The sequence below is a fragment of the Rhodanobacter sp. 7MK24 genome (assembly GCF_014842995.1).
In the GTDB taxonomy this organism is placed as follows: domain Bacteria; phylum Pseudomonadota; class Gammaproteobacteria; order Xanthomonadales; family Rhodanobacteraceae; genus Rhodanobacter_A.
On the sequence record NZ_JACYXL010000004.1, the window covers coordinates 84,669 to 103,254 of the forward strand.

The 18,586-nt window shown below is 65.7% G+C and carries 15 protein-coding genes; 10 read left to right on the top strand and 5 right to left on the bottom strand.

Annotated features, from left to right (window positions below):
- Positions 1-13 precede the first annotated feature (13 nt).
- From pilW to moeB, 6 genes are all read left to right on the top strand, one after another.
- Positions 14-778, top strand: a complete 765-nt coding sequence (gene pilW / locus IHE49_RS09585; protein ID WP_225578327.1) for a type IV pilus biogenesis/stability protein PilW — start codon at positions 14-16, stop codon at positions 776-778.
- Positions 775-1,794, top strand: coding sequence for a helix-turn-helix domain-containing protein (locus IHE49_RS09590; protein ID WP_192157267.1), 1,020 nt, complete (start codon positions 775-777; stop codon positions 1,792-1,794). Before pilW ends, IHE49_RS09590 begins: the two co-directional genes overlap by 4 nt.
- A 143-nt stretch (positions 1,795-1,937) precedes the next feature.
- Positions 1,938-2,588, top strand: coding sequence for a tetratricopeptide repeat protein (locus IHE49_RS09595; RefSeq protein WP_192157269.1), 651 nt, complete (start codon positions 1,938-1,940; stop codon positions 2,586-2,588).
- Positions 2,585-3,808: an outer membrane protein assembly factor BamB gene (gene bamB, locus IHE49_RS09600; protein WP_192157271.1), complete on the top strand. Its 1,224-nt coding sequence runs from the start codon at positions 2,585-2,587 to the stop codon at positions 3,806-3,808. The genes IHE49_RS09595 and bamB overlap by 4 nt, the downstream gene beginning before the upstream one ends.
- Before the next feature lie 22 nt (positions 3,809-3,830).
- Complete coding sequence (gene der / locus IHE49_RS09605; protein ID WP_192157273.1) at positions 3,831-5,234, top strand: ribosome biogenesis GTPase Der; 1,404 nt, start codon at positions 3,831-3,833, stop codon at positions 5,232-5,234.
- A gap of 245 nt (positions 5,235-5,479) precedes the next feature.
- A complete protein-coding gene (gene moeB / locus IHE49_RS09610) occupies positions 5,480-6,649 on the top strand; it encodes a molybdopterin-synthase adenylyltransferase MoeB (RefSeq protein WP_192157274.1) in 1,170 nt (389 codons plus the stop codon).
- Here the strand turns inward: moeB and IHE49_RS09615 are convergent.
- Complete coding sequence (locus IHE49_RS09615; protein WP_255523420.1) at positions 6,610-7,155, bottom strand: GNAT family N-acetyltransferase; 546 nt, start codon at positions 7,153-7,155, stop codon at positions 6,610-6,612. The genes moeB and IHE49_RS09615 overlap by 40 nt on opposite strands.
- 123 nt (positions 7,156-7,278) lie before the next feature.
- Here IHE49_RS09615 and folD point away from each other — a divergent pair, with 123 nt between their 5' ends.
- The 4 genes from folD to tadA all read left to right on the top strand — a co-directional run bounded on the left by folD (position 7,279) and on the right by tadA (position 11,980).
- Positions 7,279-8,127 carry a bifunctional methylenetetrahydrofolate dehydrogenase/methenyltetrahydrofolate cyclohydrolase FolD gene (folD, locus tag IHE49_RS09620; RefSeq protein WP_192157278.1) on the top strand — a complete coding sequence of 283 codons (849 nt, stop codon included), beginning with the start codon at positions 7,279-7,281 and terminating at the stop codon, positions 8,125-8,127.
- A 69-nt stretch (positions 8,128-8,196) separates the two neighbouring features.
- The gene (gene guaB, locus IHE49_RS09625) at positions 8,197-9,657 is read left to right on the top strand and encodes an IMP dehydrogenase (protein WP_192157280.1); all 1,461 of its coding nucleotides are present in this window, start codon (positions 8,197-8,199) and stop codon (positions 9,655-9,657) included.
- 184 nt (positions 9,658-9,841) lie between these two features.
- Complete coding sequence (guaA, locus tag IHE49_RS09630) at positions 9,842-11,422, top strand: glutamine-hydrolyzing GMP synthase (RefSeq protein ID WP_192157282.1); 1,581 nt, start codon at positions 9,842-9,844, stop codon at positions 11,420-11,422.
- A gap of 78 nt (positions 11,423-11,500) precedes the next feature.
- Positions 11,501-11,980: a tRNA adenosine(34) deaminase TadA gene (gene tadA, locus IHE49_RS09635; RefSeq protein WP_192157284.1), complete on the top strand. Its 480-nt coding sequence runs from the start codon at positions 11,501-11,503 to the stop codon at positions 11,978-11,980.
- A gap of 175 nt (positions 11,981-12,155) precedes the next feature.
- Here tadA and motB read toward each other — a convergent pair whose 3' ends face one another.
- The 4 genes from motB to IHE49_RS09655 form a co-directional block, all read right to left on the bottom strand.
- On the bottom strand, positions 12,156-13,220 hold the full coding sequence (motB, locus tag IHE49_RS09640; RefSeq protein WP_192157286.1) for a flagellar motor protein MotB: 1,065 nt from the start codon (positions 13,218-13,220) through the stop codon (positions 12,156-12,158).
- Positions 13,217-14,086: a flagellar motor stator protein MotA gene (motA, locus tag IHE49_RS09645; RefSeq protein ID WP_192157288.1), complete on the bottom strand. Its 870-nt coding sequence runs from the start codon at positions 14,084-14,086 to the stop codon at positions 13,217-13,219. Before motA ends, motB begins: the two co-directional genes overlap by 4 nt.
- Positions 14,087-14,298: 212 nt before the next feature.
- Positions 14,299-17,421 carry a CusA/CzcA family heavy metal efflux RND transporter gene (locus tag IHE49_RS09650; RefSeq protein WP_225578328.1) on the bottom strand — a complete coding sequence of 1,041 codons (3,123 nt, stop codon included), beginning with the start codon at positions 17,419-17,421 and terminating at the stop codon, positions 14,299-14,301.
- Positions 17,418-18,584, bottom strand: a complete 1,167-nt coding sequence (locus IHE49_RS09655) for an efflux RND transporter periplasmic adaptor subunit (protein WP_192157290.1) — start codon at positions 18,582-18,584, stop codon at positions 17,418-17,420. Before IHE49_RS09655 ends, IHE49_RS09650 begins: the two co-directional genes overlap by 4 nt.
- Between the last annotated feature and the right edge of the window lie 2 nt (positions 18,585-18,586).

Consider the following 18,586-nt stretch of genomic DNA (forward strand, 5'->3'; position numbering starts at 1 on the left):
TGGACTCAGCCTCATGCTGGCGCTGGCCGGCTGCGTGACAGTGCACAACGACGGCAACGGCCCCGGGCCGACCGACCATATCCCCAAGGCCAGCAAAGCCGATCAGCGCGAGGATGCAGCCCGTATCCATACCGACCTGGCCCAGCACTACCTGGCCGCGGGCAATCTGGAAGGGGCGCTGGACAAACTGAAGCTGGCGTTGCAGTTCGACCCGAACTACATCCCTGCTCACACCGTGATCGCGTTCGTCTACGAGAAGATCAACAAGCTCCCCGAGGCGGAGACCAATTACCGCCAAGCGGTTGCGCTCGCCCCGGACAAGGGCGATGTGAACAACAATCTGGGCCAGTTCTTGTGCAGCACCGGCAAGGAGCAGGAGTCCCTCGGCTATTTCAGGAAGGCCGTGGCCGACCCGTTCTACGCCACGCCGGATATGGCACTTACCAACGCCGGTATCTGCCAGTTGAAGATGGGTGATCAGGCCGGCGCAGAAGCGAGTTTTCGTGACGCAATCGCGCGAAATCCGGGCAATGGCGATGCACTTTTCCACCTTGCCGAAGTACTCTATACGCAAGGGGATGCATTTCGTGCCAGGGCTTTCATCCAGCGCTTCGATGCGTTGGGCAAGCCGACTGCGGCCTCCCTCAAGCTTGGTTACGATATCGAATCGCGCTTGGGCAATACGGATGCAGCCCAGTCTTATCTCGGGCGTTTGCAGGGCCAGTTCCCGGACTCGGAACAGGCCCGCGCCCTGAAAGCCACCGCCAGTCGTCCATGAACAACATGCAGCCTTCCCAGTCCGGCCAAGATCCGGCCGCGCCCGATCTGTTCGCCCAGCAGGATGGAAACACGGAAGCCAGCTTTGCAATGGTTGTGCAAGCCGACCCCGATGTCGCCTTCGGCAATCGCCTGCGCGCGGCGCGCGAAGCTCGCGGGCTTGAGCTGGGGGCTTGCGCGCATGCCTTGAGGTTGCCGCTGCGCATCCTCCGCAAGCTGGAGCATGGCGAGCACGACGGCATCGATTCGCGGGTCTACCTGGCCAGCTATATCGGCAAGTACAGCCAGTACCTGGGCATCGACGATACGGCGATCCAGGCCGAACTGGCGCGTGCCCACCATGTCGAGCCGGCACTTGTCGCCACTGGCGGCATTTCGCACTCGCGTTTCCTGTTCGACCGTTATGCCACCGCTGCCACCTATGTGGTGCTGACCCTGGTCATCGCGGTACCCACGGTTTGGTTTGGTGTGCGCAGCACGCTGGATCGCGACCTCAGCCACCTGACTCCGCTGGACGCCTCGCCGGTGGCCCAGCAGGACACGCAACAGGCTGCGGCGCCAGCCAAGTCGACTGCGCCGACCCTGGTGGCAAAAGCCCCAGATGCGCAACCTTCGGACGACCAGCCGCTGATGGCTTCGATGGCGCCGTTCCCGAGCATGGACAATGGCAGCTTGGCATCGCCGAAGGCCAGCGTACCAGCGCCAGCGGAGAGTGCAGGCGCCGCGGCGGCTACCGTCGGTACGGGTGGCCACAGCATCACGCTGAGCCTGACTGCTGCCAGTTGGGTCGAGGTGGTCGGGCAGGATGGCTCGCGGCTGGAATACGGTCTGCTGCCCGCCGGAACCAGCAAGACATGGCGCAGCGACCAACCGCTGGATGTGCGCATCGGCAATGCCGATGGTGCGCAGATGAGCATCGATGGCCAACCCGTGGCACTCGATGCGTTGCGCCATGCCAACGTGGCGCATTTCCGCATGCAGATTGCTGCCGGCAAGGCTACTGCAGCCGTTCTCTGACGCGCGCTGCCGCGCCTGCGAACCATTCATTTCGGTTATGCTTGCCCATTCTTCGTCCGACTTCGGGCGAAGGGTGAAGGCGAGCCGTTTTCTCGCCTCCGGCCGGCGTGCGCATAGCGCGCGGCACCCACGAACGGTGAAGCATGGCATTCGACGCATACGACGATTACGAACAAAGCGAACGTGTCCAGAAATGGCTGCGCGAAAACGGCCTCTCCATCGCCGTTGGCATCGCGATCGGCCTGGTCGGCATTTTCGGTCTGCAGCAGTGGCGCAAGCACCAGGCCAATAGCGAGGCCGCTGCGGCCACGCTGTACCAGCAGGCCGATGTGGCGATCGCCAGCGGCAAGCCGGATGCTGCAACGGCCTTCGTCGACGAGTTGATGAAGGACTACGCCAAGTCGCCCTATGCACTGTTTGCAGTCAGCGACCGTGCGAAGCAGCAAGTGCAGGACAAGCAGTTCGACAAAGCCATCGTTTCGCTGCAGTGGGCTGCGGCGCATGCCGCCAGTCCGGCGCTGAAGTCGTTGGTGCAGTTGCGCATGGCTCGCGTGCAATTGGCCAAGGGCGACGGTCAGGCCGCTTTGGCCACGCTGGAAGCCATGCCGGCCGGCGATTACACCGGCCTGAATCAGGAACTCCGCGGCGACGCACTGGTCAAGTTGGGACGCGCCGACGACGCACGCAGGGCATACCAGGCGGCGATGGCGGCATTGGGTGAGGACGCGCCGCAACACGCCGTCCTGCAGATGAAAATCGACGATCTGGCCGTGGCCGGGAAGCAGGGTGCATGAAAGACGTGGTGAAGAAGAGCGCATGGCTGCTTGCTTTGGGTTCGCTGGCGCTGCTGGCTGGCTGTAATTCGTTCAAGAAGAAGAACATCGAGCCGCCGACCCCGCTGGACAAGCACTTCACGCCCACCGTACAGGTCAGCAAGGTCTGGACGGCGCGCATTGGCGATGGCGCCGGCATCAGCGGTGTGCGCCTGCGTCCGACCGTGGTTGACGGCGTGCTGTATGCGGTGAGCACCGACGGCAAGATTGCCGCGTTCGACGCCGCCAGCGGCAAGCAGCTGTGGGAAAAGACCACCAAGGTCAAGAAGGGCTGGTTCGGCTTCGGCGGCAAGAAAGGGAAGGCGATTCCCGACGGCTCCTATGCCGGCAGCCCTGCCGTGGCCGGCAACCTGCTCGCGGTGGGAACACTGGACGGGTATGTCTACGGCATGAACCCGAAGGACGGCAGCCCGTTGTGGTCGTCCGAGCTGGATTCCGAAGTGACCGCCGCACCGGCGATCAGCGGGGATCTGGTGATCGCGCGCACCCAGGACGGCCGCGTGTACGGCCTCGACGCCGCCACCGGCAAGCGCCGCTGGGTTTACGACCAGGGTACCGTGCCCTCGCTCAGCCTCCGCGGCTACGGTACGCCGCTGGCAGCGAACGGCGTGGTATTCATCGGCAGCGACGACGGCAAGCTGGTCGCGCTGCGCCAGGACAACGGCGAGAAGCTGTGGGAACAGCGGCTGGCCAATGGCGACGGTCGTACCGATATCGAGCGTCTCGACGACGCGGACGGCACGATCCTGCTCGATGGCAGCACGCTGTATGGTTCCGCCTATCATGGCGACCTCACCGCGATCGACGGCCCCAGCGGCCGCCCGCTGTGGTCGCACCCGTTCTCCACCTACACCTCGCTGAGCCTGGGAGGCAGTGCCCTCTATGGCGTGGACGACCAGGGCGAAGTGTGGGCATTCGACCGCAGCAGCGGCTCCGACATGTGGAAGGACGCCAAGCTCAAGTACCGCTGGCTCACTGGCCCCGCGGTGCAGGGCAACTATGTGGTGGTCGCTGACGCCTACGGTTTTGTGCATTGGTTGCAGACCAGCGACGGCGCACTGGCCGCGCGCATCCGCCTGTCCAAGAAGCCGATCCAGGCCCAGCCGCTGGTAGTGGGCGACACTGTGTACGTCGAGGATGTGAAGGGCCATATCGGCGCTTACCGCCTCGCTGCGCACTGATCGCCGGGAACCATGCGCTGTCATGCTGCCCGTCGTCGCCCTGGTCGGTCGCCCCAATGTCGGTAAATCGACCCTTTTCAACGCGCTGACGCGCAGCCGCGACGCCCTGGTGGCCGACCTGCCGGGCGTCACGCGCGATCGCCATTACGGTATCTGCCATCTCGTAGAAGAGCGACCATTCGTGGTGGTCGATACCGGCGGTCTTTCCGGCGTGGAAGAAGGTCTCGATGCGCTCACTGCGCAGCAGGTGCGCCTCGCCATCGACGAAGCGCAGGCGCTGGTGTTCGTGCTGGACGCGCGCGACGGCCTGCTGCCGCAGGATCGCACCATCCTCGACGAGCTGCGCCGTAGCGGCAAGCCCATCATCGCCGCGGTCAACAAGACCGACGGCCTCGACGAGCAGGCCGCGCTGGCCGAGTTCGCCGCCTTCGGCATCGCCGCCACGCTGCCGTTGTCCGCCGCGCACAACCGCGGCACCGATCGCCTGCTCGCCACGCTGCAGCCGCTGTTGCCGGAGGACACGGACGGGGAACTTGCGCCGGACGAGAGCGACAGCATCCGCGTCGCCATCGTCGGCCGACCGAACGCGGGCAAGTCCACCCTGATCAATCGCCTGCTCGGCGAAGACCGGCTCATCGTCTCCGACGTCGCCGGCACCACGCGCGACCCGATCCGCGTGCCGCTGGAGCGCGACGGCCGCAAGTACACCCTGATCGACACCGCCGGCGTCCGTCGCCGCGCGCGCGTCGAGGAAGCGGTGGAGAAGTTCAGCGTCATCAAGACCCTGCAGTCGATGGCCGCCGCGCAGGTCGTGGTGATGTTGATCGACGCGCGCGAAAACCTCGCCGACCAGGACCTCACCCTGATCGGCCACGCGCTGGACGAGGGCAGGGCACTGGTGATCGCGGTGAACAAGTGGGATGGCCTCGATGCCTACCAGCGCGAACGCTGTCAGGAAGCGCTGGCGCGCCGCCTGCAGTTCGTGGAGTGGGCGAAGCACGTCTACATCTCCGCCTTGCACGGCTCCGGTCTGCGCGAGCTGATGCGGGCCGTCGTGCGCGCGCATGCTTCCGCGACCAAGGAATTGAATTCGTCCGACCTCACCCGTTCGCTGGAAAAGGCCTACCAGAACTACCAGCCGCCGTTGGTGCGCGGGCACGCACCCAAGCTGCGCTTCGCCCATCCCGGCGGCAGTAATCCGCCGACTATCGTGATCCATGGCAGCCGCACCAAGCACATCGCGCCGGCCTACCAGCGCTACCTCGAAAACTTCTTCCGCAAGCGCTACAAGCTCGAAGGCACCTCGATCCGCATCGTGTTCCGCGAAGGCGAGAATCCCTATGCCGGCAAGAAGAACGTGCTCACTGAAGGCCAGATGCGCAAGCGCCAGCGCATGATCCGCGAGATGAAGAAGCGCAAGAAATAGGCCGCTTCGATCGAACCGGCATCCATGGCACCCGTGCCGGTTGCAGGTCGCCACTTCGCGGAAAGCACAAACCCGCTTGGCCCGTTCGCCTCCTCTCCCTGCCGGGGTGAGGATTGAGGTGAGGGGGGGCTCGCAAAAGCACACCATCGAAGCACGCTTCGTAGCTCCTTCATCGCCAGCCCGTCTCCTCTCCCCCCCTCTCCCCGCTGGGGAGTGGGGGGGGGGCGGCGCGCTACACTTCGCGCATGCCTCCCCATACCCATCGCGACACCTTGCTGGCCGAGCTCCGCGGTCGCATTCCCGAGCTGTCTCCTGCCGATGCGCTCGCGTGCCAGACGCAAGGCGCCTTGCTGGTCGACGTGCGCGAGGACGGCGAACGCGCCATCGGCATGCCGGCGGATGCGCTGGGCTTGTCGCGTGGCTTCCTGGAACTGCGCATCGAGCAGGCCGAGCCGGATCGCGCACGTCCCATCCTCACTTTGTGCGGCAGCGGCGTGCGTTCGTTGCTGGCAGCGGAAACCCTGCAACGCATGGGCTATCGCGACGTGCGTTCTGTGGCCGGCGGCTTTGAGCGCTGGAAAAGTGAGGGCTTGCCCATCGTTACTGGGGCACTGGATGCCGATGCGGCCGAGCGGTATGCGCGCCAGTTGCGCCTGCCGCAAGTGGGCGAAGCGGGGCAGGCAAGGCTTGCGGAAGCGAAGGTCGTGCTGCTCGGCGCCGGCGGCCTGGGTGCGCCGGCGTCGCTGTATCTCGCCGCGGCTGGCGTGGGGCAACTCACGCTGATCGACGACGACCGCGTGGAACGTTCCAACCTGCACCGGCAGGTGATCCACGCCGACGCGCGCGTGGGCATGGCCAAGACCGAATCGGCACGTATCGCGCTGAGTGCATTGAACCCGCGCGCGCGCATCCGGACATGCAACGAACGCCTGCATGCAGGCAACGTGGAACGTCTGCTCGAAGGCCACGATGTGCTGATCGATGGCGCCGACAATTTCCCCGCACGTTACCTGCTCGCCGCGGCTTCGCAGCGACTGAAGCTGCCGATGGTCTACGGCGCGGTGGAGCGCTTCACCGGCCAGGTCAGCGTGTTCGATCCGCGCCGGGCGGATTCGCCGTGCTACCGCTGCCTGTTTCCCGAGCCGCCGGCGGCGGCCGATGCGCCGAATTGCAGCGAAGCAGGCGTGCTCGGCGTGCTGCCCGGCATCGTGGGCCTGCTGCAGGCCACCGAGGCGCTCAAGCTGATCCTCGGGTTGGGCGACTCCCTGGTCGGCCGCCTGCTGTCCTTCGACGCGCTGGGCATGCGTTTCCGCGAGACGCGCCTGCCGCGTGATCCGGCTTGCCCGGGCTGCGGAGTGGGCGCATGTTTCACGGGTTACGAAGACGTCGCCGCATTCTGCGCCGCGGCCGGCTGATCGAGGTCGGTCGGCACCAACCCGTAGACCACGGCATCTTCGGATTGCCCGTGCATCAACACGCGGCTTCTTGCAATACCTTCGCGCCTGGCGCCGATGCGCTCGGCACAGCGCTGGCTGGCGAGGTTGCCTGTGGCCGCGACGATCTCGATCCGCTGCAATCCCAGCGTTTCAAAGCCGAATACCGCAACAGCGCGTGCAGCGTGCGCGGCATACCCACGGCCGTTGACGGAAGTGCGCATCCAGTAGCCGAGATTGCCGCGCATATTGCGTTCGTCCAACTGGTTGAGGCCAACACCACCCGCCAGCCGCCCGGTCGCGTCGAATACCGCGAAGGCGTACTGGCCGCCTGCATCCCAGCCCTGCTTGCAGGCGGCGATGCGCTGGCGCGCGGCGTCCAGGTCATAGTTCACGTGGCACCACTGCAGCCATCGCCCCACGCTGTCCAGCGACTCCCGGATGGCCTCGTGCAAGGCTTGCGCGTCATCGTCCCGCCAGGGACGCAAGGCGAGTGGCGGGATAGCGAGCTCCGCGGGTCCAGGGGGATTTGGTAAGGGCATGGGCAAAGTAGGTTTGTGCGGGTGGCGGACAGTCAGGATAATGTTGCGCTTTGCAAACAGAAAAGCCCCATGAGCGCACGCATCCTCGACGGCAAACGCATCGCGCAGGAACTGCTGGACCGGATCGGCAGGCGCGTCGCCGAGCGCAAGGCCCAGGGCCGTCCTGCACCCGGGCTGGCCGTGGTGCTCGTGGGCGACGACGCGGCGTCCTCGGTGTACGTGCGCAACAAGCGCAAGGCCTGCCACCAGGTGGGTTTCCGCTCGTTCGACTACGACCTTCCGGCCAGCACGACCCAGGAAGAACTGTTCGCGCTGATCGATCGGCTCAACGCCGATCCGGAGGTGCACGGCATCCTGGTGCAGTCGCCGTTGCCGGAGCACATCGACGAGGATGCGCTGGTCGACCGCATCGATCCGGCCAAGGACGTGGACGGCTTCCAGGCGGTGAACGTGGGGCGCCTCGCGCTGCGTCGCTTCGGCCTGCGTCCGTGCACGCCCAAAGGTGTGATGACCCTGCTGGGCCACACCGACCGACCGGTGCGCGGACAGCATGCCGTGGTCGTTGGCGTCTCCAACCACGTCGGCCGTCCGCTGGCGCTGGAGCTGCTGATTGCCGGCTGCACCACCACCTGCTGCCACAAGTTCACCCGCGACCTGGAAGGCCATGTGCGCCAGGCCGACATCGTGATCGTCGCCGTGGGCCGTCCGGGGCTGGTGAAGGGCGAATGGATCAAGCCTGGCGCCGTGGTGGTCGACGTCGGCATCAACCGCCTCGACGACGGTCGGCTGGTGGGCGACGTGGAATTCGCACCGGCTGCCGAACGTGCCAGCTGGATCACGCCGGTACCCGGCGGCGTCGGCCCGATGACCGTGGCCACGCTGATGGAAAATACGCTGGAAGCCGCCGAAGCGCGTTGAGATTCAGCTGCCGCGCTGGCGGCATGCTGCAGTGCCGCGTATAATCCTCTCTTTGCAGCGGGGCATACCATGCGCATTCTCGCCGAGGCTCTCACCTACGACGACGTCTTCCTCGTTCCGGGCCATTCCACCGTGCTGCCGCGCGACGTGGACACCTCCACCCGGTTCACCCGCAATCTGCGCCTGAACATCCCGATCGTCTCCGCGGCGATGGACACCGTGACCGAAGCGCGCCTCGCCATCACCATGGCGCAGCAGGGCGGCATCGGCATCATCCACAAGAACATGACGCTTGAGCAGCAGGCCGCCGAAGTGCGCCTGGTGAAGAAGTTCGAGGCGGGCGTGATCCGCAACCCCTTCAGCGTGAGCCCGGACACCTCGATCAGCGAGGTGCTCAAGCTCACCCGTGCGCACAACATCTCCGGCGTGCCGGTGGTGGAAGGCGAGAAGCTGGTCGGCATCGTCACCAGCCGCGACATGCGTTTCGAGCGCAAGCCCAACGACCCGGTGCGCAACATCATGACCCGCCAGGAGCGCCTGGTGACGGTGAAGGAAGGCGCCAGCCAGGATGAGGTGCTGCAGCTGCTGCACAAGCACCGCATCGAGAAGGTGCTGGTGGTCAACGACGACTTCCAACTGCGCGGCCTGATCACCGTGAAGGACATCCAGAAGGCGCGTGACAACCCGAATTCGGTCAAGGACCGCAACGAGGCGCTGCTGGTCGGCGCCGCGGTGGGCGTGGGCGGCGACACCGAGCGCCGGGTGGAGGCGCTGGTCGAGGCCGGCGTGGACGTGCTGGTGGTGGATACCGCCCACGGCCATTCGCAGGGCGTGATCGATCGCGTGGCCTGGGTGAAGAAGCAGTTCCCGCAGGTGCAGGTGGTGGCCGGCAACATCGTCACCGGCGACGCCGCGCTGATGCTGCGCGACGCCGGCGCCGATGCGGTGAAGGTGGGCGTGGGCCCCGGTTCGATCTGCACCACCCGCGTGGTGGCAGGCGTGGGTGTGCCGCAGATCACGGCCATCGACATGGTGGCCACGGCGCTGAAGGATTCCATTCCGTTGATCGCCGACGGCGGCATCCGCTATTCCGGCGACGTCCCCAAGGCGCTGGCTGCGGGCGCAAGCTCGGTCATGCTCGGCTCGATGTTCGCCGGCACCGAGGAATCGCCGGGCGAGGTGGAGCTGTTCCAGGGACGTTCGTACAAGAGCTACCGCGGCATGGGCTCCATCGGCGCGATGCAGCTGGGCTCCAAGGACCGCTACTTCCAGGACAACGAAGCCGACGCCGACAAGCTGGTGCCCGAAGGCATCGAAGGCCGCGTGCCGTACCGCGGTTCGCTGCGCAACATCATCCACCAGCTGATCGGCGGCTTGCGTGCCTCGATGGGCTACCTCGGCGCTGCCACCATCGACGACGTGCGCAACAAGGCGCAGTTCGTGAAGGTGACTTCGGCCGGCGTGACCGAAGCGCATCCGCACGACATCCAGATCACCAAGGAAGCGCCGAACTACCGGCTGAATTCCTGACGAATGCGGGGGCGCTTGCGCTCCCTCTTGTCGTTCCGGCGCAGGCCGGAGTCCAGTGCCTCAGGTGCCGCGAAAAAAGTCACTGGATCCCGGCCCTCGCCGGGATGACGGTCATGAAGACATTCGCAGGTCAGAGCGTTGCGGCGTTCCGGCCTTTCTCTCTCGATTTCCGATCAACGCCGCCATGACCAACATCCATAGCGACAAAATCCTCATCCTCGACTTCGGTGCGCAGTACACGCAGCTGATCGCGCGTCGCGTGCGCGAGCTTGGCGTGTACTGCGAAATCTGGGCGTGGGATCACGACCCGGCCGAGATCGCCGCGTTCGGCGCCAAGGGCATCATCCTTTCCGGCGGCCCGGAATCCACCACGCTGCCAGATGCACCAAGCGCGCCGCAGGAAGTGTTCGACTCCGGTCTGCCCATCCTCGGCATCTGCTACGGCATGCAGACTTTGGCCGCGCAGTTGGGCGGCGCCACGGAAGCCGCCGACCAGCGCGAGTTCGGCCACGCGGAAGTGGACATCGTGGCGAAAAGCCGGCTGTTCGACGGTCTCTCCGATCACGGCGATGCGCACCGCCTCGACGTCTGGATGAGCCATGGCGACCACGTCAGCAAGGCGCCGCCGGGTTTTGCCATCACCGGCAGCACCGACCGCATTCCCGTCGCGGTGATGGAGGACGAGGCCCGTCGCTGGTACGGCGTGCAGTTCCATCCCGAAGTGACACACACGAAGCAGGGCAGCGCGCTGCTCAAGCGCTTCGTCACCGACATTTGCGGCTGCGCCACGCTGTGGACCGCGGCCAACATCATCGAAGACCAGATCGCCCGCGTGCGCGCGCAGGTGGGCAGCGACCACGTGTTGCTCGGCCTTTCCGGTGGCGTGGATTCCTCGGTGGTCGCCGCGCTGCTGCACCGCGCGATCGGCGAGCAGTTGACCTGCGTGTTCGTGGACACCGGCCTGTTGCGTTGGCAGGAGGGCGACCAGGTGATGGCCACGATGGCCGAGCACATGGGCGTCAAGGTCATCCGCGTCAATGCCGCCGAGCGCTATTTCAAGGCGCTGGAAGGCGTGGCCGACCCGGAAGCCAAGCGCAAGATCATCGGCCGCCTGTTCGTGGAGATCTTCGACGAGGAATCCGCCAAAGTCACCGCCGCCGGCCACGGCCAGGTGAAGTGGCTGGCACAAGGCACCATCTATCCCGACGTGATCGAGTCGGCCGGCAGCAAGACCGGCAAGGCCCACGTCATCAAGAGCCACCACAACGTGGGCGGCCTGCCCGAGCACATGAAGCTCAAGCTGGTCGAGCCGCTGCGCGAACTGTTCAAGGACGAGGTGCGCCGCATCGGCGTGGAACTCGGCCTGCCGCGCGCGATGGTCTATCGCCATCCGTTCCCCGGCCCGGGCCTGGGCGTGCGCATCCTCGGCGAAGTGAAGCCGGAGTACGCCGAACTGCTGGCACGCGCCGACGCCATCTTCATCGAAGAGCTGCGCGCCTGGGATCTCTACGACAAGACCAGCCAGGCCTTTGCCGTGTTCCTGCCGGTGAAATCGGTGGGCGTGGTGGGCGACGCGCGCGCCTACGAATGGGTGATCGCACTGCGCGCCGTGGAAACCATCGACTTCATGACCGCGCACTGGGCGCACCTGCCGTACGACTTCCTCGGCAAGGTCTCCAACCGCATCATCAACGAACTGCGCGGCGTTTCCCGCGTGGTCTACGACATCAGCGGCAAGCCGCCGGCGACCATCGAGTGGGAGTGAGTCTATTTATAGGTTCTGGCTTGCCCCCGAAAGCCGGCACAGTGCCGGCTTTCTCGTGATCGTTTACCGTTTGTCGACATGACCGAAGAAACCCGCCAGCCTTTCACCGCCGAAGACGAGGCCCACATGCGCCGCGCGCTGCAGCTCGCCGCGCATGCCCGTGACGCCGAGGGCGAGGTGCCGGTAGGTGCGGTGCTGGTGCTGGGCGGCGAAATCGTCGGGCTGGGCTGGAACCGCAACATCACCTTGCACGATCCCACTGCCCATGCAGAGGTGATGGCTCTGCGCGCGGCCGGCGAAAGACTCGCCAACCACCGCGTTGTCGGCGCCACGCTCTATGTCACGCTGGAGCCATGCGCGATGTGCGCGATGGCCTTGATACACGCCCGCATCGGCCGCGTGGTCTACGCGGCTACCGACCCCAAGACCGGTGCCGCCGGCAGCGTGTTCGACACCCTGATCGATCCGCGCCACAACCACCGCCTCGCCGTGCAGGGTGGCCTGCTGGCCGAAGAGTCGTCGGCCATGTTGCGGGAATTCTTCAAAGCCCGGCGCTGAGCCGTTGCGCCTCGCTGGTCAGGGCCGAGCCGTCGTTGGACTTCTGCACGACGGTGAATTGGCCCACGATCACAATGCACTGAAGAAGCTCCGGCAGTCGTTCTTCCAGCGGCAAACCAGCTGACCAGGATGCGCATGTCAGCCCGCGGAAGCGGCGGCCCGCGACGGGTCCCGTTCAACCGGCGCCTTGCTTGCTTCCCGCGGCGTGCAAGGTTGGCGGTTCAGGCAACGTGGCGATGGCCGCGGACGGTGGTCCGGGCGACGCCAGCGGCACATGTGCATCATTTGCTGACACGGGCGGAACAGAAGGCGCCGGTGTCGGCGAAGCCGGAGTATCGCGGTTGGACTGCGGAGCGTTGTCCACCATGCCGCGTGAAAGCGCCTCGGCCTCGGCTTCCTTGGTCATCACGATGATGCTGATGCGCCGGTTGATCGGATCACTGGGGTTGGCCTTGTCCAGCGGTACCGAGGCGGCCAGGCCCACCACCCGGGTCACCTTGTCGTCCAGCATGCCGCCGGCGATCAGGGCCCGACGCGCGGCGTTGGCGCGGTCGGTGGACAGTTCCCAGTTGCTGTAGCCATTGTTGTTGTCGTAGGAGGCGTCGTCGGTGTGGCCGGTGATGCTGATGTGGTTGGGCACGCGGTTGATGAACTTGGCCAGTTCCGCCAGCAGCGTTTGCGTGTAGTCCCGCAGCCGCGCGCTACCCAGGTCGAACATCGGCCGGTTGAGCTTGTCCACGATCTGGATGCGCAGTCCCTCGGATGTGATGTCCAGCAGCAACTGGTCCTTGAACGGCGCCAGTGCCTGGCTCTTCTGGATCGCTGCGTTCAGTTCGTCTTTCAGTTCTTCCAGGTGGGCACGATCGAGTTCGCGGGCGCGCTTTTCGATCTCGTCCTTCGAGGGAGCGCCAACCGGACCGTTGTGTCTATCCTTGCCTGGGCCGTGCGAGAGATCCATCGCTCCGCCCAGTTGGATCAGGGAGTCGCTGGCGCCGCCGGGCCCAGCCTTGCCGGGTGGCGCCACCGTGGCAGTGCCTGGCGTGGCGCTGGGGTTGCGGAAATATTCGGAGATCGCGGCTTTCTGCTCGCGCGTGCCGACGCCGATGATCCACATCACCAGAAAGAACGCCATCATCGCGGTGACGAAGTCGGCGTAGGCGACCTTCCAGGCACCGCCATGGTGACCGTGGCCGCGCTTCTTCACCCGCTTGATGATGATTGGCGGGGCGGCGTCGCTCACGCGCCGGCTCCGGAATGCACCTTGCCGAGATGCTCCTCCAGGTCCTGGAAGTTCGGGCGAGCGTGCGCGGAGAGCACCTTGCGGGCGAACTCGACGGAGACCTTGGGGTTGTAGCCGCGCAGGTTGGCCATCAGGCCCACCTTCACGCATTCGAAGGCCTTGCCGTCCTCGCGCACGCGAGCCTCCATGGCTGCCGCCAACGGGCCGATGAAGCCGTAGCACAGCAGGATGCCCAGAAAGGTGCCGACCAGCGCGCCGGCGATGTGCTCGCCGATCTTGGAGGTATCGCCAGAGAGATTGGACATGGTGGTGACGATGCCGAGCACGGCCGCCACGATGCCGAAGCCCGGCAGCGCGTCGGCCATCTTCGAAACGGCCATCGCGGGTACCTCGGCCTCCATGTGGTGGGTCTCCACCTCGGCGTCGAGCAGCGACTCCAGCTCGATCGCCTCCATGTTTCCGCCAACGATCAGGCGCAGGCAGTCGGTGATGAATTCAACCATGTGCCGTTCGCCGAGCAGCCGCGGGTAGGCCGCAAACAGCGGGCTCGATTGCGGGTCCTCGATGTGCGCCTCCATGCCGAGCAGGCCTTCCTTGCGCATGGCGCTGAAGATGTCGTACAGCAGCGAAAGCAGGTCCACGAAATCCTGCCGGCGGTAGGCCGGCCCCTTGAACAGGGCCGCCATGTCGTGCAGCGCGGCCTTCACCACCTTGCTGGAGTTGGCGGTGAGAAAGGCGCCGATCGAGCCACCGAAGATGATCAGCAGTTCGTAAGGTTGCCACAGTGCCAACAGATGGCCATGCGACAGCACGTAGCCGCCCAGCACGCAACCGATGACGACTAACGATCCGACGAGAACCAGCATGTATGACTCCGAATAGCGCGCGCGTTGCTGCCATGCGTATCGGTCGTTGCGAGCGAAGCTTGAGCGCGGAACGCTCGACCGCGGACGGTACGCGTGCGTACCGTTCCGTGTCGATAGGCTTCTCCAAAGCGGATGCCACGTCGCTCCGACGGCCGAACCTAAGCCTGCAGGCCGGCTCGCCGATGCCGGCGCAGTCCGCCTCGGACGAAGGATCACACCTGCAGGCGGTCGTCCTTGCGCGCGACGAGGCTGTACAGGGCGGGCATCAGGAAGATGCTGATTGCCAGCCGCGTGAACAGGCCGCTGACGATCACCAGCGCGAACGGCTTTTGCGTGTCGGTGCCGACGCCGACCGCGATGGCGGCCGGCAACAGGCCCAGCGCGGCCACGAGCGCGGTCATCATGATCGGGCGCAGGCGCAGGATCGCTCCCTCGCGGATGGCCTCGTCGATCGGCGTGCCGCCCAGGCGCAACTCGTTGACGTAGGAGATGTAGACCACTGCGGTCTGCACCGACACGCCGAACAGCGCCAGGAAGCCGATGCCGGATGACACGGAAAACGGCGTGTGCGTGAGCCATAGAGCGACGATGCCACCCACCGGCGCCGACAGCAGCACACCAAGCACGGTGATCAGCGGGAACTTGAAGTTGCCGTACAGCGCGAACAGCAGCAGGAAGATGACGGCCAGCGTGAGCGGCAACACGATGTTCAGCTGCCGGTGCGAGGCCGTGTATTCCTTGTATTCGCCGCCCCAGTCGAGACGGTAGCCCTGGGGCAGTTTCACCTGCTTCGTAACCTGCGCCATCGCATCCTCCACCGCGCCGGCGAGGTCGCGGCCCTGTACCGAGAACTGCACGCCGATATAGCGCGAATCGTTCTCGCGGTAGATGAAGGAGGCGCCGTTCTCGACCGTGATGTCAGCGAATTCCTTCAACGGGATCTGCTGGCCGCCCGGTGTCGCGACCGGGATGTCGCCGATCTGCTGCGGGTTGTTGCGGTACTGCGGGAGCAGGCGTACCACCAGGTCGAACTGCTTCTCGCCCTGTACCACCTCGGTGGCGACGTCGCCGCCGACCGCGGTATTGATCAGATTGTTGATGTCGTCGACGTTGATGCCGTAGCGCGCGGTCTTGGCGCGGTCGATCTTGATTGCGAGATTGGGCTGGCCCAGCTCGTGCACCAGCGTCACATCGGTGATGCCGCGCACTTTCTCCATCACCGCCTTGATCTGCTTGCCCTTGGCCTGCAGCGTGCGCAGGTCCGACCCGTACACCTTCACCGCCAGCGCGCTCTTCAGCCCGGTCTCGGCCTCGTCCACCGCATCTTCGGCGGGCTGGGTGTAGTTGAACTGGATGCCGGGGAATTTCTGCAGCTTGGCGTCGATCGCGGCGATCAGCGCCTGCTTGTCGCGGTAGGCGCCATGCCATTCCGAATACGGCTTCAGGCCGACGAAGAATTCGTCGTTGAAGAAGCCGGTGGAATCGGTGCCGTCATCGGGACGCGCCAGTTCCGATGCCACCGTGGTGACGACCGGGAAGGAGCGCAGAACTTCGCGGATCTGCGGCGAGATTTTCGCGGCCTCGTCGAACGAGATCGTGTAGGGCATCGTCGCGCGCACCCACAAGGCGCCTTCATCGAGCTGCGGCATGAATTCCGCGCCCATGAAAGGCACCAGCAGCAGCGACAGACCGAGCAGCGCGAGGGTGGCGATCGTGATGCGCCACGGATGCGCCAGGCACGTATCCAGCCATTTCGCATAGCGCGTCTTGATGGACTCGAAGATCGCGTTGCGGCGTTCGCGCACGCCCTTGCGCATGAACCACGCGCACAGCACCGGCAGCAGGGTCAGCGTGACGATCAGGGAGCCGACGATCGCGAAGATCATGGTGTCGGCCATCGGCTTGAACAGCGTGCCGGACGGCCCGCTCAGCACGTAGATCGGCAGGAAGCCGGCCACGATGACGCCCACTGCGTAGAACAGTGGGCGATCGACCTCGGCCGCCGCGTCGCGGATGACGCCGCCGATGTCCAGCGAGGTGCCCTGGCGCAGGGCGAGCTGGCGGTAGATGTTCTCCACCATCACCACCGCGGCATCCACCAGGATGCCGAAGTCCACCGCGCCGATCGAGAGCAGGTTCGCCGAGGCGTTCTGCAGGTGCAGCCCGCAGAACGCGAACATCAGGGCCAGCGGGATCGTGACCGCGACGATCAGGCCGGCGCGCAAGTCGTACAGGAAGAACACCAGCACCGCGATCACCAGCAGCATCCCGACCAGCAGGTTGTGCCGCACCACTTCCTTGGTCTGCTGGATCAGGTCGGTGAGGTCGTAGAACGGATGGATCTTGACGTCTTTCGGCAGGATCTCGTCGTTGAGTTCCTTGGTCTTGGCCTCGACACGCTGCAGCACGTTCTGGGTCTTGGCCCCGGTCAGCGTCAGGATCACGCCCTCGACCGCGTCGTCCTGGCCCATGTAGCCGAACTCGCCCAGGCGCGGTGCAATGCCGATCTCGACCTTGCCCACGTCCTTCACCAGCACGGGTGTGCCGTTGTGCACGGCCAGCACCACGTTGCCGATGTCCTCCAGCGTCACCATCCGCCCGAGTCCGCGCACGTAGAAGAACTGGCCGCCTTGCTGGTAGAAGCCGCCGCCGGCGTTGCTGTTGTTCGCGGTGAGCGAGGCTTCGATCTGCGTCACGCTGAGGCCCAGCGCAGCGACCTTCACCGGGTCGAGCAGCACCTGGTATTGCATGTTGCCGCCGCCGAACGCGGAATCGTCGGCGACGCCCGGCACCGACCGGTACTGCGGCGCGATCACCCAGTCTTCCAGGGTCTTCAGCTCCATCGGCGAGCGGTCGGAGCTCTGCAGCACGTAGCGGTAGACCAGGCCAGATGGCGGCGACATCGGCGAGAGCGATGGCGTGACGCCGCTGGGCAGGGTGATGCCAGGCAGGCGGTTGTACACCTGCTGCTGCGCGAAATAGTCGTCGACGCCGTTGGCATAGGTGAGCGTGACGTCCGACAGCCCGTAGAGCGAGATCGAGCGCTTGGTCACCAGGCCCGGGATCGCGTTCATTCCCAGTTCCACCGGCACCGAAATCAGGCGTTCGACTTCCTCAGCCGAATGGCCGGGCCACTGGGTGATGATTTCCGCCATGGGTGGCGACAGATCCGGATACGCATCCATCGGCAGGGAGTTGTAGGCCCAGATGCCGGCGACCGTGAGCGCGCACGACAGCAGTACGATGAGCAAGCGCTGCTGCAACGCGAAGGCGACGATGCGGTTGATGATCGAAGCGTCGCGCTTCGCTGCGTCGGGGGGCGGGGCGGCGATCATTGGGTCTGGATGAAATTGAGGAAGATCGCGCCGTCCATGACCACCTTGTCGCCGGTATGGAGACCTTGCGGGATCACGTAACGGTCGTCGATCCGCTCGCCCAGCGTAACGGGCATGCGTGCATAGCCGCCGTCCTGCGCGACCACGTAGACGAAGGGCAGGTTCTCGTCGTCGCGCAACACCGCCGACACGGGGACCAGGATGCCCGTCCGTGCGTCGCGCGACCGGATCCGCACCGAGACGTACATCTGCTGCTTCAATACGCCGTCCGCATTGTCGACCGCGACGCGGGCGGTCGCCGAACGCGTATTCGGGTCGATCACCGAGCCGACGTTGGTGACCTTGCCGGCGATGGGCTTGTCGCCGTCGCCGATTTCGACCTCGGCGGGATCACCTACCTTCACCGCACCGAATTCGCGGTCGAACAGTTGACCCATCACCCACATCTTCGAGGTATCGGCGATGGTGAAGCAGTCGGTGGTTCCCGCCGACAGCAATTGCCCGGGCGTGATCGACTTGACGACGACGGTGCCGGCGATCGGGGCGCGGATCACGCCGGAGCCGCCTGTGACCGGCCGGCCGGCCTGGATGTCGGCGATGGTTTTCGGGTCGACGTGCAAGCCGACCAGCACCTGCAACGCGGCGTCGCGGTCGGAATCGGCACCGGCCGCGTCGGATTGCGCCTGCGCGTATTCGCGCTGCGACACCGCCTGGTGTGCGTAGAGGTCGCGGTCGGTCGAGGCGATCTGGTCGGCCGCCTTGGCCGCGGCCAGGTTCTTGCGGTACGTGTCTATCGCGGCGGCGAAGTCGGGCGAATCCACGAGGGCCAGCGCCTCTCCCTGCTTCACCGTCTGGCCCAGCGTCACCAGCAGTTTCGCGACCGGCCCCGAGATCGGCGCGAGCACGTCGGTCGAGCGGTTGTGGTCGAAATCCACCATGCCGGTGGTGTTGATCACGGTCTGGTAGGACGAGGGTTCGACCGTGTACAGATGGATGCTCTGCTGCTGCGCCTGGGTCAGGGTGACGTTCTGCGGCGTCGTCGCAGCGGACTCCGGTTCGCCCGTATTGGACGAGCAGGCGCCAAGTGCGGCAGCCGCGAGCAGGACCGCGAGCGCAGCGCCATGGCGCATGGAGGCAGGGAAGGGCGAGGCAGGTTTATTCATCG